Genomic DNA, 12,767 nt, shown 5'->3' on the forward strand with positions numbered 1-12,767 from the left:
AAAAGGGGGATGAGGGGGCGCCATTCTTGCAGGGAACCCACGTTCTGAACGCCGCTGATGCCGACTGGAGTGATCATGGCCCTTGCTGAGAGCTACACCTCGAGCGCCCCCGGGCGCCCCACCGCCGCACGCCCTTCGGCGTCCTACGGTGCTCGGCCGACCGCATCCGGTCCCGGCATGGCCGCGCTGACCAGGTGGGTCGACGAGATCGCCGCCCTCACACAGCCCGACCGCATCCACTGGGTCGACGGATCGCAGGCCGAGAACGACATGCTGCTGCGGTCCATGGTGGAGGCGGGCTCCCTGATCAAGCTCAACCCCGACTGGCGACCGGGCTCGTACCTCGCGCGCTCCCACCCGAGCGACGTCGCCCGCACCGAGGGGCGCACCTTCATCGCCTCCGAGAAGGAGGAGGATGCGGGGCCCACCAACAACTGGGCGGACCCCGCCGCGATGCGCAGCAAGCTCGATGCGCTGTTCGCCGGCTCCATGCGCGGGCGGACGATGTACGTCGTCCCGTTCTCGATGGGCACGGTCGGCGGTCCGCTCTCGCACATCGGCGTGCAGGTGACCGATTCGCCCTACGCCGTCGTGTCGATCAACATCATGACCCGCGTCGGAACTGCCGTTCTCCAGCAGATCGCGGACGGCGCCGACTGGGTGCGCACCGTACACTCGGTGGGCGCTCCGCTCGAGCCGGGCCAGGCGGACGTCGCGTGGCCGTGCAACGACGACAAGTACATCGTCCACTTCCCGGACACGCTGGAGGTCTACTCGTACGGCTCGGGCTACGGCGGTAATGCGATCCTCGCGAAGAAGTGCTTCGCTCTGCGCATCGCGTCGGTCATCGGGCGCAACGAGGGCTGGCTCGCCGAGCACATGCTCCTCATCCGCATCATCAGCCCGGAGGGCAAGCGTTACCACGTCGCTGCGGCGTTCCCGTCGGCGTGCGGCAAGACGAACCTCGCGATGCTGCGTCCCACCATCCCGGGATGGCGCGTCGAGACGCTCGGCGACGACATCGCGTGGCTGCGGCCGGGGGAGGACGGGCGTCTGTGGGCGATCAACCCGGAGGCGGGATTCTTCGGTGTGGCGCCTGGCACGGGTATCTCGACCAACGCCACGGCGGTCGAGACGCTCTGGGGCAACACGATCTTCACGAACGTGGCGCTGCGCCCCGATGGCGACGTGTGGTGGGAGGGGCTGACCGACGAGGCGCCCGCTGAGCTGATCGACTGGGAGGGCAACCCCTGGACGCCGGACTCGGGACGACCCGCCGCGCACCCGAACTCGCGTTTCACGGTCGCCGCCGCGCAGTGCCCGCAGGTCGCCGAGGACTGGGAGACGCCGGAGGGTGTCCCGCTGGACGCCATCCTGTTCGGCGGCCGCCGCGCGACCAACGTGCCGCTGGTCGTCGAGGCCACGGACTGGACGCACGGCGTGTTCCTCGGGGCCACGATCTCGTCCGAGCGCACGGCCGCCGCCGAGGGCACCGTCGGAGAGCTGCGCCGGGACCCGTTCGCGATGCTGCCCTTCTGCGGCTACAACATGGCGGACTACTTCGCGCACTGGATCAAGGTCGGCTCCTCGCTGCGTTTCGACCGCGCACCGCGCGTGTTCCAGGTGAACTGGTTCCGTCGCGGCGCCGATGGGCGGTTCCTCTGGCCGGGCTTCGGCGACAACGTCCGTGTGCTGGAGTGGATCGTGCGTCGCCTCGAGTCCGAGGTGCCGGCCGAGCCCAGCCCGATCGGACGGCTGCCCCGTCCCGAGGACCTCAACCTCGAGGGCCTCGAGGTGACCGACGCGGACCTCGCAGAGCTGTTCGCGATCGACCCGCAATCGTGGCTGGCGGAGGCGGAGCTGACGGAGGAATTCTTCGAGACCTTCGGCGACCGCATCCCCTCGGCTCTGCGCGCCGAGCTCGCCTCACTGCGCTACCGCCTCACGCGCGCCTGACCGCTCGCCCGGGGGCGCGGCTCCCGCCCGCGGGCGCGGGCCCGCGATCGAGAGACCCGAAACGCGGGCGTACCAGGCGTGGGCCCGCGTTTCGCGTCCCTCCAGCGGGGTGTTGGGGTGTTGGAGGGACGCGGGATGTCGCGCGGTGGCGCGATCGGCCGCGTTTCGGGTCCCTTAAGCGGGGGCGTCAGACCAGGAGCTGGTGCTTGGCGAGGTCGCGGTAGAGGGGCACCCCGGCGACGAGTTCGGAATGCGTTCCCGCGCCGACGACTCGGCCGTGGTCCATCACCACGATCAGGTCGCTGTCCACCACGGTCGACAGCCGGTGCGCGATCACGATGAGGGTGCGTCCCTCGGCGACGGCGTCGATCGCTTCCCGCATCCGCTGCTCGTTCAATCCGTCCAGCGACGAGGTCGATTCGTCCAGGAGCAGGATGGGGGGAGCCGCCAGAAGGGCGCGAGCGATCGCCAGACGCTGGCGTTCACCGCCGGAGAGCATCACGCCGCCCTCGCCCACGGGCGCGGCGAGTCCCTCGGGAGAGCGGTCCAGCACCTCGCCGAGGTTCACCGCGCGGAGCACCGCCTCGCACGCCTCGTCGCTCGCGTCGGGCGAGGCGAGGCGCAGGTTGTCGCCGAGGGTGCCCGCGAGGGTCGGGGCATCCTGCTCCACGTACCCGAGCTGAGCGCGCAGTTCTCCGCGATCGAGGGTTCGGATGTCGCGGCCGCCGAGCAGGATGGCTCCCGCCGTCGGGTCGTAGAAGCGCTCGATGAGGGCGAGAGTCGTGCTCTTTCCCGCGCCCGACGGGCCCACGAGTGCGACGCGGGAGCCCCGCGGCACGCGCAGTGAGACACCGCGCAGCACGTCGCCCTCTTCGTCAGCGACCGCCTCCAGCGCCGAGGTGTCCACGCGGGCCACCTCGAGGAGCGCACGCGCCTCCGCCTCGGTCTTGGCGCGGGCGGCGGCGACGGCCGCGGGGTAGCGGAAGTGCACGTCGCGGAACTCCACCGCGATGTCGGCGGCGTCCGCATCCGTCACCGGGGCCGCGTGGGCCGCGATCCGGGCGTCGTCCTGCGTCTCGGTCGGCAGGTCCAGAACCTCCTGGATGCGGCCGAGCGCACCCAACGCCTGGCTCACCGACGTGATCGCCCCGAAGAACGAGCCCAGCGGCTGCACGAGGAAGAAGAGGAACATCACGAAGGTCACGAGGCTCGCGATCGTGATCGCGCCCGAGGCGACGCGGAAACCGCCGACGCCGAGGACGACAAGCAGGGAGAGCTGCAGCGCGACCCCGGCGACCGGCACCACGAGGGCGGAGGCCTTCGCGACACGCACGCCGCTGCCGTACGCGCGCTGGGCCACGCCTTCGAGGCTCGCCTGCTCGCGGTCGCCGGCGCCGGCGGCGCGCACGGTGCGAATCGAGCCCACGGCGCGCTCCACGCCCGAGGCGAGCTCGCCCACCGTCTCCTGTTGTTCGCGGGTGGCGCGGCGGATGCGTCCGCTGAGCACGCCGACCACGGCGATGGAGGCGCCGATCACGACGAGGATCAGCAGGAGCAGCAGCGGATCGATCAGCAGCATCGCAATGACCGCGCCGACGAAGATCAGCACGTTGCCCACCGAGTCCGCGAGCCCCTGCGTGAGAACCGCGTAGAGCAGCGTCGTGTCGGTGCCCACCCGCGACACGAGGTCGCCGGTGCGCCGGGCGTCGAACTCGCGGATCGGCAGGTGCAGGATGCGGGCGATCAGGCGGCGGCGGCTGGAGAAGACGACCGCGGTGCCGGTGCGCTGCAGCAGGTAGTGCTGATACCCGGAGACCAGCGACGAGCCGACGACGAGCGCGACCAGGCCCCACACCAGCAGCCCGAGGGCCTCGTTCGCCTGCACGCGGGCGATCAGCTCGCCCACCAGCAGCGGCTGCGCGAGCGTCGTGATCGCGGCCACGATGCTGAGCACGGTGACCACCACGAGCACCCTCTTGTGCTCGAAGAGGAACGGCAGCAGCTGGCGCAGGCTGGCGCGCGGTCCGTCATCCTTCTTCAGGCGCGCGAACGGACTGCGGCGGGCGGGGGCGGGGCTGGACATGGGCGACCTCGATCGGCGGGATGTGCTCCCTCGACCGTACCTCCGCTTACCCGCCCCGGTCGCCGCCCCGGCGCACCACATCCGCCCCTCTCCCGCATCCGTCGCCCCCAGGACCGCGAGACTGCATCTATTGCACGAGATCACGGGGTTTACCCGTGATCTCGTGACGAAAGTGCAGTCTCGTGGAAGAGGGAACCGAGAGGATGCGGCGGGCTACAGCGACGCGGTCTCGCCGAGGCCGAGGTTCTCGTCGTAGTCGATGTCGCGGGTCTCCTTCGACAGGATCAGCGCGATGAGCGTCAGCACGGCCGACCCCGACAGGTACAGCCCCACGAGCCACGGCTGACCGCCGGCGGCGGCCCACAGTCCGAGTGCGATCGAGGGTGCGACGGCCGCGCCGAGGATCGAGGCGACGTTGTACGAGATCGCGGAACCCGTGTAGCGCACGTTCGTCGGGAAGAGCTCCGGCAGCAGCGCGCCCATCGGCCCGAAGGTCGCGCCCATGAGCATGAACCCGAACACGAGGAAGGCTTGCGTGAGCGCGCCCGTGAACTTCGGGTCGGTCATCGGCAGCAGGAACAGGTTGAACGTGAGTCCGAACACGATGATCGCCGACGTGATCCAGATGAGGAGCTTGCGGCGTCCGATGGCGTCGGCGACCGGTCCCGACAGCAGGGTGAACACGCCGAAGAACACGACGCCGATGATCTGCATGATCACGAAGTCGATGTACCCGAAGCCCTGCCCTGCGACGTACACGCCGGCGTCGAACGCCGTGCCGGATGCCTGCGCCGCCGCCTCCGCGCCCGCGAGGGTCGGCTTGGTGCCGTAGGTGAGGGTGAAGTTCGTCATCAGGTAGAACAGCACGTACGTCGCCAGCATGATGAACGTGCCCAGGATCAGGGGACGCCAGTGACCGCGGATGACCTCGCCGAGCGGGAACTTGCGCAGCGCGCCCTTCTTCTCCGCCTTCTGGAACGTGTCGGACTCGACCAGGCGCAGGCGTACCCAGAGGCCGATGATCACCATGACGGCCGAGAACAGGAACGGCACACGCCATCCCCAGGCCAGGAACGCTTCGGAGCGCTGCGCGGTGCCGTCCGGATGCGGCAGGGCGAAGTTGATCGCGAGGAAGATCGTGTTCGCGATGATGAAGCCGATCGGCGCACCGAGCTGCGGGAAGGTGCCGTACCAGGCACGTTTGCCCTTCGGCGCGTTCTCGGTCGCGACCAGTGCCGCCCCCGACCACTCGCCGCCGAGCGCGAAGCCCTGAGCCAGCCGCAGGACGAGAAGCAGCAGCGCCGCCCACCAGCCGACCACCTGATACGTCGGCAGGCATCCGATGAGGAAGGTCGCGACCCCCATCGTGAGCAGGGACGCGACGAGGGTGGCCTTGCGGCCGAAGCGGTCGCCGAAGTGGCCGAAGACGAATGCACCGATGGGGCGGGCGATCATCGCCGCGCCGAAGACGCCGAACGAGGCGAGCAGCGAGGTGGTGTCGTCTCCGGTCGGGAAGAAGAGGATCGGAAAGACGAGAACGGCAGCGGTCGCGTAGGCGTAGAAGTCGTAGAACTCGATGGTGGTTCCCACGAGGCTCGCGGTGATGACGCGGGCGCGGGAGTTCGCGGGAGCCGTTGCGGTGGCAGAAGACATGGGGGAGGACAGACCTGTCGGAAGAGCGAGAGGCGTCCTCGTGGGAACGCACCGGCGGCGAGTGCTCGGGCGGGGGTGGTGCACCGGGCGTCACATCGCTGGGTCACCGGGGCGTCGGCGGTGTCGCCGGCGCGCGAACACTCAGTTTACGCCCAGGTTCGCGTCCCGGCGCCGTGGCGGGCCGGGACGCGAACCTCTCAGCGCCAGATGACGGCGATGGCGGCGTTGGCGAGGGTGAGGATGCCGATCGGCCAGAAGATCGCCGCGGGCAGCGAGTCGGTGCGACGCTGGCGGGCCGAGCTGATGCCGATCAGGGCGCCGATGACGAGCAGCACGATGAGCTTGACGCCGATCTTCACGTAGTTCAGCTCGTAATCGATGCCCCAAGGGGCGGCCAGGGCCAGGCCGGCGACCGCGGCGATGGTCATGCCGAGGCTCATGAGGCGGGTGACGCGGATGCGGCGGCTCGCGGCTTCCACGACCCATGCTCCGAAGAGGATGGCGAAGCCGACGAGGTGCACGAGGACGACGATGTGACGCAGGATCTCCATGCCCGCCACCATACCTTATGTATTACTGAAGGTTGGCTCGCTGACCCCGCTCAGCCGCGGAGTTCGCGCAGGGTGAGAGCGGTGCGCAGTGCCGCATCCGCCGCCTCCGCGCCCTTGTCCTCCTTCGAGCCGGCAAGACCGGCGCGATCGAGCCCCTGCTTCTCGTCGTCGAGGGTCAGCACCCCGAAACCGACCGGCTTGCCCGTGTCGAGGGCGACGCGGGTGAGCCCGTCGGTTGCGGCGGAGGAGACGAACTCGAAGTGGGGCGTGCCGCCGCGGATGATCACACCGAGGGCGATGACCGCGTCGGCGCCGGCCTCCAATGCCGCTTTGGCCACGACGGGGAGCTCGAAGGATCCCGCGACACGCACGAGCGAGTAGTCGGCACCGGATGCGGTGAGCACCCGCTCCGCGCCGGCGATGAGCCCGTCGCTGATCGTCTCGTGCCAGGTTCCGGCGACGATGACGACCCGCAGGCCGCGGGCGTCGATCTCGGTCTGCTGGGGGGCGCCGTGGCCGCTCATCGGTTCTCCTTCATCTGCGCGAGCGCTTCGGTGAGGTCCTCGTCCGCGATGATGTGTCCCATCCGGTCGCGCTTGGTGGCGAGGTACTGGTGGTTGTTGGGGCCGACGCCCACGAGCAGGGGCACCTGCTCGACGACGTCGAGACCGAGGGCGCGCAACTGCGTGACCTTGTCGGTGTTGTTGGTCAGCAGACGCACCCGCTCGACCCCGAGGTCGGCGAGGATGCCCGCGGCGGCGGCGTAGTCGCGCGCGTCGGCGGGAAGACCCAGCGCCAGGTTCGCGTCGACCGTGTCCAGGCCCCGCTCCTGCAGGTTGTACGCGCGCAGCTTGTTGATGAGCCCGATGCCGCGGCCCTCGTGGCCGCGCATGTAGACCACGACGCCGCCGTCCTTCTCGATGCGGTCGAGCGCCGCATCCAGTTGCGGGCCGCACTCGCACTTGAGCGAACCGAACGCCTCGCCGGTCAAGCACTCGGAGTGCACGCGCACGAGGGGCGCGTCGTCCAGCTCTCCCTTGACGACGGCCAGGTGATCGGTGCCCGTCACGCGGTCCTTGTAGGCCAGGAAGCGGAACTCGCCGTGCGAGGTGGGCACTGTCGCCTCGGCGCGCAGGCTCACGCGCCGACGGTGCGACGCAGCGGCCGAGGGCTCCTCGCGCGGGTCCACCTCGTCGAGGTAGCCGACGAGCTGTTCGATCGTGATGACCGGGATGCCGTCGCGCTCGCCGAGGGCCATGAGACCGGGAAGGCGCATCATGCTGCCGTCCTCGTCGACGATCTCCGCGATCGCGCCGACGGGCTCGAGCCCCGCCAGGCGCATGAGGTCGACAGCCGCCTCGGTGTGGCCGCCGCGCTCGCGCACGCCGCCGTCCACCGCGCGCAGCGGCAGGATGTGGCCCGGCCGGTTCACCGAGGAGGGTGCGGAGGCGGGATCCGCCAGCACGTTCAGCGTGTGCGCCCGGTCGGCGGCGCTGATGCCTGTCGTGACGCCGGATGCGGCGTCGACGCTCACGGTGTACGCGGTGCCGCGGGCATCCTGGTTCACCTCGACCATGGGAGGAAGATCCAGGCGGTCCGCCCACTCCGCGGGCATGGGAGCGCAGATGAACCCGCTCGACCAGCGCACCGTCCACGCGATCCACTCGGGGGTCGCGAGCTGCGCCGAGAGGATCACGTCGCCTTCGTTCTCACGGTTCTCGTCGTCGGCGACGATCACCGGGCGACCGGCGGCGAGGGCCTCGAGGGCCTCGGGGATGGAACTCAGACTCATCGCGAGCCACCTTCCGTTGCGGGAGCGAAGGCCAGCAGTCGCTGCACGTGGCGCGCCAGGATGTCGGTCTCCAGATTGACGATGTCGCCGACCGCGCGCTCGCCGAGGGTCGTGGCCGCGAGCGTCTCGGGGATGAGTGAGACCTCGAACCAGGGCTCCTGCTCCGACGGGTCGCTCGCCGCGCTCACGGTGAGAGAGACGCCGTCGAGGGCGATCGATCCCTTGTCGACCACAAGTGGTGCCAGTTCGGCCGGCAGCGAGATGCGGATCACGCGCCACTCGGTGCCGGGGCGCACCTCGAGCACGCGACCCGTGCCGTCGACGTGGCCCTGCACGATGTGGCCCCCCAGGCGTCCGCCGGCGGCCGTCGCGCGCTCGATGTTGACGGGCGTGCCCGCGGTGACGCCGCCGATCGCGGTCACGTCGAGCGTCTGACGCATGACGTCGGCGGTGAACCAGTCCTCGCCCTGATCGACCACCGTGAGGCAGACGCCGGAGACGGAGATCGAGTCGCCGTGCGCCGCATCCGACACCGCGCGCGGCGCGGTCACCGTGAGGCGCACGCCGTCTCCCGAGGGCTCCGTGCGGGTGACGGTGCCGATCTCTTCCACGATCCCGGTGAACATCAGTGGGCTCCTTCTGTGTCGGAGGGTGATTCCGCAGCGGATGCGGCGGGCCGCGAGATCAGCAGCAGATCGTCGCCGAGCCGCCGGGTCTCGCGCAGCTCGAGGCGCCGCGCCTGGGAGATGTCGGCCACGCCGAGGTCGTCGAGCGCGACGCGGTCGCCGCCCAGGAGCACGGGGGCGACGTAGGTCAGCAGTTCGTCGACGAGCCCCTCGCGCAGCAGAGCGCTCTGCAGATGCGGGCCGCCCTCGACGAACACCCGCTGGATGCCGCGCTCGTGCAGGGTGGCCAGGGCTTCGTGCAGATCCCGCGTGCGCAGGTGCCAGAGCTCCTTCGGATGGCGGTGCACGGCAGCGTCGGCGGGGATGTCGCGTTCGCCGATCACGACGGGTCGCGGCTGCGTCGGGCGCAGAGCGCCGTCAGGAGTTCGAGCGGTCAGTGCCGGATCGTCCGCGAGGACGGTGCCGGTGCCCGCGACGATCGCGTCCGCGCTCGCGCGCCGACGGTGCACGTCCTCACGTGCTTCGGAGCCGGTGATCCACTGGCTGGAGCCGTCGGCCGCGGCTGCGCGGCCGTCGAGGCTCTGCGCCCACTTCAGGGTGACATGCGGGCGGCCCAAGCGCTGCGCCTCCGTCCATGAGGCGAGCAGTTCCTGCGCCTGGTCGGCGAGCACGCCGGACTCGACCTCGACGCCGGCCGCGCGCAGCCGCTCGGCGCCACCCGATGCGGTCGGGGTGGGATCGCTCATCGCGTAGACCACCCGGGCCACCCCCGCTTCGATGAGCGCGAGCGCGCACGGGCCGGTGCGGCCGGTGTGGTTGCACGGCTCGAGGGTGACGACGGCGGTCGCGCCCCGCACCGCATCCGGATCGGCCTGCGACAGCGCATCGACTTCGGCGTGCGCGGTACCGGCGCCGTGGTGCCACCCCTCGGCGATCACGTCGCCGTCGGGGGAGAGGAGCACGGCACCCACCTGCGGGTTGACCCCGACGGGCCCGCGCCGGGCAAGCTCCAGCGCTCGCGCCATGGCGCGTTCCTCGGTCTCGCTCACCGGCATGTCTCGGGCCTCCTGATCGGCGGGCTCCGGGTAGCCGTCGCGGCGCTCGCGGGCACGCCGCCGAGCGCTCGTGCGCCTCCCATCCGGACTCGCGACCTGTGTCGCATCACCGTCGGTCCCGGAATTCCACCGGATCGGCGATCCCCTCCTCGCGGAGGATCACGCTCGCGGACTGTCACCGCCGGTTCGGATTCTCACCGACCCCGGAGCACGTTCTGCACTGAGTGTAGTCAACGCCGGATGGTCCGTTTCATTCCCGGACATGCACCGACACGCGGCTCACTTCAGCAGGCGCGACAGCCGCCGGTCCGCCAGTACCTTGCCGCCGGTCTGGCACGTCGCGCAGTACTCGAGCGAGTTGTCGGCGAAGAACACCGAGCGCACGACGTCGCCGCACACCGGGCACGCCTCGCCCTGGCGGCCATGAACCCGCATCCCGCGCCGTTTGGCGTCTTTCAGCTCGGCAGGAGGTCTGCCGGATGCGGCCTCCACGGCGTCGCTCAACGTCTCGATCGTCGCGGCGTACAGGGTGTCGATCTCGGCGTCATCGAGGGTTGCGGCGAGGGCGTACGGCGAGAGCCTCGCGACGTGGAGGATCTCGTCGGAGTAGGCGTTGCCGATTCCGGCGACGACCGATTGATCCCGCAGAACCCCCTTGATCTGTGTGCGGCGACCCGCCAGGAGCTCCGCCAGCGCATCGCGGGTGAAGGCGGGATCGAGCGGGTCGGGACCGAGCCGGGCGATCCCGGGAACCTCGTCGGGCCCGCGTACGACCGAGACCGCGAGCGACTTCTTGGTGCCGGCCTCGGTGAGATCGAACCCGGAGCCGTCGGCGAACCCCACGCGCAGCGCGATGGGGGAGCGGCCGGGCTTGATCACCGTCGTCGGCAGCGCATCGTGCCAGCGCAGCCATCCCGCCTTCGCCAGATGAAAGACGAGGTGCGCGCCCGCATCCGTCGCGATGTCGACGAATTTGCCACGCCGCACGACGGACTCGACGTGAGCGCCGACGAGCGCGTCGATGGGTGGGTCGTATGTCTTCAGTGCGGAGATCGCGCTGATGCGGGCCTGCGTGATCGCAAGGCCCGTCAGGCGCGCGCCGAGGAAGTCGACGAGTCCCTGGACCTCCGGCATCTCGGGCATGGCGCCATCCTGCCACGCACCGCCGACGGCGTCAGAGGGCTATCGGCCACTCCTGCGGCGTGCGATCATCCGTCGCGAGCAGGCTTGCGATCCAGCCGTCGCCCCGCTCGCCATGGCCGTTGCGCAAGACGCTGCGCAGAGTCCCTTCGAACCGGAAGCCCAGTGCCCGCGCGGTGCGGGCGGACGCAATGTTGCCCACAGCCGCGCGCCACTCCAGGCGCACGAGCTCGAGCTCTTCGGTCGAGAAACCCCATTCGATGACCGCCTCCGATGCCTCCCGCGCGATGCCTCGACCGCGCGCGGGAGCGGACACCCAGAAGCCGAGCTCCGCGGATCCCGTCTCCCGCAGATCGTGCAGGCCGATCATTCCCGCGAGTGCACCGTCGAGCCGGATCGCCCATGTCGCGTGCGAGAGCTCGTCCCAGCGTGCGGCGGTCTGCGTCACGAACTCGTCGGCGTACTCGCGCAGATACGGCGCGGGGACGGTCGTGAAGTGCGCGATCGCGGGATCCTGGCACGCGTCGTAGATGGCCTGGGCGTCGGATGCGGTCGGGATCGACAACTCGAGCCGTGCGGTGTGAAGGACGACGGGCAGCATCCCGTCACGCTACCCTGCGCGTCAGACCCGCACGTCGCCCGTGGCCCGTGGCGTGAGGCGCTGCAGCTGGGTCACGTGAGCCGGGGTCAGCTCGGCGAGCTCGCGCACCTGGAGCAGCTTCATCGTGCGCTCGACCTGCTCGGCCAGGATGGCGATCGCCCGGTCGACGCCGGCCCGCCCGCCGGCCATCAATCCGTAGAGGTAGGCGCGGCCGATGAGGGTGAACTTCGCGCCCATCGCGATCGAGGCGACGATGTCGGCGCCGTCCATGATGCCGGTGTCGATCGCGATCTCCGTGTCGCGTCCGACCTCGCGCACCACCTCCGGCAGCAGATGGAACGGGATGGGCGCGCGGTCGAGCTGCCGGCCGCCGTGGTTCGACAGGACGAGTCCGTCGACGCCGAGATCGACGAGCTTGCGCGCATCCGGAACGTTCTGCACGCCCTTGATGACGATCTTGCCGGGCCACAGCGAGCGGATGATGTCGAGGTCCTCGAAGGAGATGGAGGGATCCATCGCGTTGTCGAGCAGTTCACCGACAGTGCCGCCGGTCGTGGTCAGCGACGCGAACTCGAGCTTCGGCGTGGTGAGGAAGTCGAACCACCACCAGGGGCGGGGGATCGCGTTGACGATCGTCCCGACGCTGAGCTGCGGCGGGATGGAGAAGCCGTTGCGCTTGTCGCGCAGGCGAGCGCCCGCGACGGGGGTGTCGACGGTGAAGAAGAGCGTGTCGAAGCCCGCCTTGGCAGCCCGCTCGACGAGACCGTAGGAGATGTCGCGGTTTCGCATGACGTACAGCTGGAACCAGTTGCGCCCGTGCGGATTGGTCGCCTTCACGTTCTCGATCGACGTCGTCCCGAGGGTTGAGAGGGTGAACGGGATGCCGGCGGCGCCGGCGGCAGCGGCGCCCGCGTACTCGCCCTCCGTCTGCATGAGCCGCGTGAAACCGGTCGGTGCGATGCCGAAGGGGAGGGCGGAGGGACCGCCGAAGATCGTCGTGCTGGTGTCGACCTGCGAGACATCGCGCAGGATCGACGGATGGAACTCGATGTCGCGGAACGCCTGGCGGGCTCGCTGCAGCGAGATCTCCCCATCCGCCGCGCCGTCCGTGTAGTCGAAGGCGGCTTTCGGTGTCCTGCGCTTGGCGATGCGCCGGAGGTCGTCGATCGTGAGCGCCGCGGAGAGCCGGCGGCGCGTGGCGTTCAGATCCGGCGTCTTGAACTGCATGAGTTCGAGAAGTTCGCGCGGGTTGGGAAGCTGTCGGCTGACGGGACTCATCGGTGTCCTTCGAGAGGGGAGCGCGCGGCGCA

Annotated in this window: 11 protein-coding genes and 1 riboswitch; of the genes, 1 reads left to right on the top strand and 10 read right to left on the bottom strand. The window is 70.2% G+C overall.

Going from position 1 to position 12,767, the window contains the following annotated elements:
* Positions 1-75 precede the first annotated feature (75 nt).
* Entirely contained in the window at positions 76-1,956 is a 1,881-nt protein-coding gene (locus tag PQV94_RS03875; RefSeq protein ID WP_274287484.1) for a phosphoenolpyruvate carboxykinase (GTP), read from the top strand.
* 187 nt (positions 1,957-2,143) lie between these two features.
* On the opposite strand, the gene PQV94_RS03880 is transcribed toward PQV94_RS03875, so the two are convergent.
* From PQV94_RS03880 to PQV94_RS03925, 10 genes are all read right to left on the bottom strand, one after another.
* On the bottom strand, positions 2,144-4,039 hold the full coding sequence (locus PQV94_RS03880; protein ID WP_274287485.1) for an ABC transporter ATP-binding protein: 1,896 nt from the start codon (positions 4,037-4,039) through the stop codon (positions 2,144-2,146).
* Between the two features lie 213 nt (positions 4,040-4,252).
* Positions 4,253-5,692, bottom strand: coding sequence for an MFS transporter (locus PQV94_RS03885; RefSeq protein ID WP_274287486.1), 1,440 nt, complete (start codon positions 5,690-5,692; stop codon positions 4,253-4,255).
* Between the two features lie 197 nt (positions 5,693-5,889).
* Positions 5,890-6,243 (bottom strand): Fe-S protein, encoded by a 354-nt coding sequence (locus PQV94_RS03890; protein WP_274287487.1) that lies wholly within the window; start codon positions 6,241-6,243, stop codon positions 5,890-5,892.
* A 50-nt stretch (positions 6,244-6,293) separates the two neighbouring features.
* Complete coding sequence (gene ribH / locus PQV94_RS03895) at positions 6,294-6,767, bottom strand: 6,7-dimethyl-8-ribityllumazine synthase (protein ID WP_274287488.1); 474 nt, start codon at positions 6,765-6,767, stop codon at positions 6,294-6,296.
* Positions 6,764-8,035 carry a GTP cyclohydrolase II gene (ribA, locus tag PQV94_RS03900; RefSeq protein ID WP_274287489.1) on the bottom strand — a complete coding sequence of 424 codons (1,272 nt, stop codon included), beginning with the start codon at positions 8,033-8,035 and terminating at the stop codon, positions 6,764-6,766. The genes ribH and ribA overlap by 4 nt, the downstream gene beginning before the upstream one ends.
* Positions 8,032-8,661: a riboflavin synthase gene (locus PQV94_RS03905; protein ID WP_274287490.1), complete on the bottom strand. Its 630-nt coding sequence runs from the start codon at positions 8,659-8,661 to the stop codon at positions 8,032-8,034. The genes ribA and PQV94_RS03905 overlap by 4 nt, the downstream gene beginning before the upstream one ends.
* Positions 8,661-9,716: a bifunctional diaminohydroxyphosphoribosylaminopyrimidine deaminase/5-amino-6-(5-phosphoribosylamino)uracil reductase RibD gene (gene ribD, locus PQV94_RS03910; RefSeq protein ID WP_274287491.1), complete on the bottom strand. Its 1,056-nt coding sequence runs from the start codon at positions 9,714-9,716 to the stop codon at positions 8,661-8,663. The genes PQV94_RS03905 and ribD overlap by 1 nt, the downstream gene beginning before the upstream one ends.
* 67 nt (positions 9,717-9,783) lie before the next feature.
* Positions 9,784-9,931: riboswitch (FMN riboswitch) on the bottom strand.
* Positions 9,932-9,995: 64 nt separating this feature from the next.
* Positions 9,996-10,859, bottom strand: coding sequence for an Fpg/Nei family DNA glycosylase (locus tag PQV94_RS03915; RefSeq protein WP_274287492.1), 864 nt, complete (start codon positions 10,857-10,859; stop codon positions 9,996-9,998).
* Positions 10,860-10,890: 31 nt separating this feature from the next.
* Positions 10,891-11,457, bottom strand: a complete 567-nt coding sequence (locus PQV94_RS03920) for a GNAT family N-acetyltransferase (RefSeq protein ID WP_274287493.1) — start codon at positions 11,455-11,457, stop codon at positions 10,891-10,893.
* Between the two features lie 21 nt (positions 11,458-11,478).
* Positions 11,479-12,735: an alpha-hydroxy acid oxidase gene (locus tag PQV94_RS03925; protein WP_274287494.1), complete on the bottom strand. Its 1,257-nt coding sequence runs from the start codon at positions 12,733-12,735 to the stop codon at positions 11,479-11,481.
* Positions 12,736-12,767: the final 32 nt, after the last annotated feature.

Origin of the sequence: Microbacterium sp. Clip185 (genome assembly GCF_028743715.1) — a bacterium.
GTDB lineage: Bacteria > Actinomycetota > Actinomycetes > Actinomycetales > Microbacteriaceae > Microbacterium.

Coding starts and splice junctions, on each gene's coding strand:
- PQV94_RS03875 (WP_274287484.1), top strand. CDS start 76: ATGGCCCTTGCTGAGAGCTACACCTCGAGCGCCCCCGGGCGCCCCACC.
- PQV94_RS03880 (WP_274287485.1), bottom strand. CDS start 4,039: ATGTCCAGCCCCGCCCCCGCCCGCCGCAGTCCGTTCGCGCGCCTGAAG.
- PQV94_RS03885 (WP_274287486.1), bottom strand. CDS start 5,692: ATGTCTTCTGCCACCGCAACGGCTCCCGCGAACTCCCGCGCCCGCGTC.
- PQV94_RS03890 (WP_274287487.1), bottom strand. CDS start 6,243: ATGGAGATCCTGCGTCACATCGTCGTCCTCGTGCACCTCGTCGGCTTC.
- ribH (WP_274287488.1), bottom strand. CDS start 6,767: ATGAGCGGCCACGGCGCCCCCCAGCAGACCGAGATCGACGCCCGCGGC.
- ribA (WP_274287489.1), bottom strand. CDS start 8,035: ATGAGTCTGAGTTCCATCCCCGAGGCCCTCGAGGCCCTCGCCGCCGGT.
- PQV94_RS03905 (WP_274287490.1), bottom strand. CDS start 8,661: ATGTTCACCGGGATCGTGGAAGAGATCGGCACCGTCACCCGCACGGAG.
- ribD (WP_274287491.1), bottom strand. CDS start 9,716: ATGCCGGTGAGCGAGACCGAGGAACGCGCCATGGCGCGAGCGCTGGAG.
- PQV94_RS03915 (WP_274287492.1), bottom strand. CDS start 10,859: ATGCCCGAGATGCCGGAGGTCCAGGGACTCGTCGACTTCCTCGGCGCG.
- PQV94_RS03920 (WP_274287493.1), bottom strand. CDS start 11,457: ATGCTGCCCGTCGTCCTTCACACCGCACGGCTCGAGTTGTCGATCCCG.
- PQV94_RS03925 (WP_274287494.1), bottom strand. CDS start 12,735: ATGAGTCCCGTCAGCCGACAGCTTCCCAACCCGCGCGAACTTCTCGAA.